2 protein-coding genes are annotated in these 1,214 nt (G+C 43.9%); both read right to left on the bottom strand.

What is annotated here, in order from left to right; genetic code table 11:
- Positions 1-58: 58 nt before the first annotated feature.
- Positions 59-787 (bottom strand): UMP kinase, encoded by a 729-nt coding sequence (gene pyrH, locus NB231_RS17215; RefSeq protein ID WP_004998455.1) that lies wholly within the window; start codon positions 785-787, stop codon positions 59-61.
- 89 nt (positions 788-876) lie between these two features.
- Positions 877-1,214: translation elongation factor Ts (gene tsf / locus NB231_RS00030; protein WP_004998454.1), on the bottom strand; the 338-nt coding region annotated here is incomplete at its 5' end.

Genomic DNA, 1,214 nt, shown 5'->3' with positions numbered 1-1,214 from the left:
TTCGGTCACAGTAAAAAAGTAAAACTACTTTCTTAATTAATCAGTTGCTCACTTGTACTTAAGCGTTAGTGATTAGCGTCCCTTCTTGCTCACCCATCACGACGCGACGAAGTGCGCCTGGCTTATTCATGTTAAAGACACGAATTGGCATATTATGGTCACGAGCAAGTGTAAAGGCAGCTAAGTCCATTACCTTTAGTTCTTTTTCAAGCACATCTTGGTAACTTAGTTTATCACAAAGTACTGCATCTGGGTTCTTAACTGGATCGTCTGTGTAAACACCGTCCACTTTGGTCGCTTTTAACACAACATCAGCTTCAATTTCGATACCGCGCAGACATGCCGCAGAATCTGTTGTGAAGAATGGGTTACCAGTACCTGCAGAGAAAATCACTACACGGCCCTGGCGTAACTGGCTAATTGCATCAGCCCAGTTGTAATTATCACAAACACCATTGAGAGGAATAGCAGACATCACTCGAGCGTTCACATAGGCACGATGCAAAGAATCACGCATTGCTAAGCCATTCATTACAGTTGCTAGCATACCCATGTGGTCGCCCACAACTCGGTTCATACCTGCTTCTGCAAGGCCAGCACCACGGAATAAGTTACCACCACCAATAACTAGGCCTACTTGAACACCCAGTTCAACGAGTTCTTTGATTTCTTGAGCCATACGGTCAAGAACTTGTGCATCAATGCCGAAACCTTCTTCGCCTTGTAGTGCTTCACCACTTAGCTTAAGCAAAATTCGTTGATAAGTTGGTTTTGGGTTTGTGGTCATGTGTTTTACCTTCCAGGCTAACTTGAGATATGGAGTTGTAAAAAGACCGCAGCCTTGGCTACGGTCTTTGGCATTCTTATAAAGAAGGATTAACCCTTCTGAACAGCTGCTACTTCTTCTGCAAAGCTCATTTCTTGAGCTTTCTCGATACCTTCACCAACTTCTAGACGAATGAAGTTAGTTACTGTAGCACCAGTTTCTTTTAGTACTTCACCAACAGTTTTCTTTGGTTCCATGATGAAAGCTTGACCAGTTAGAGAAACTTCGCCAGTGAACTTCTTCATGCGGCCTTCAACCATCTTCTCAGCGATAGCTTGTGGCTTGCCTTCGTTCATAGCGATTTCAACTTGAACTTCACGCTCTTTAGCAACAACTTCAGCAGGAACGTCAGATGGGTTCACGTACTCAGGCTTAGATGCAGCAACGT

Origin of the sequence: Nitrococcus mobilis Nb-231, assembly GCF_000153205.1 — a bacterium.
GTDB lineage: Bacteria > Pseudomonadota > Gammaproteobacteria > Nitrococcales > Nitrococcaceae > Nitrococcus > Nitrococcus mobilis.
Note: the sequence above shows the minus strand (reverse complement) of the source record. Positions and strands in the feature narration are given on the sequence as shown.

Coding starts and splice junctions, on each gene's coding strand:
- pyrH (WP_004998455.1), bottom strand. CDS start 787: ATGACCACAAACCCAAAACCAACTTATCAACGAATTTTGCTTAAGCTA.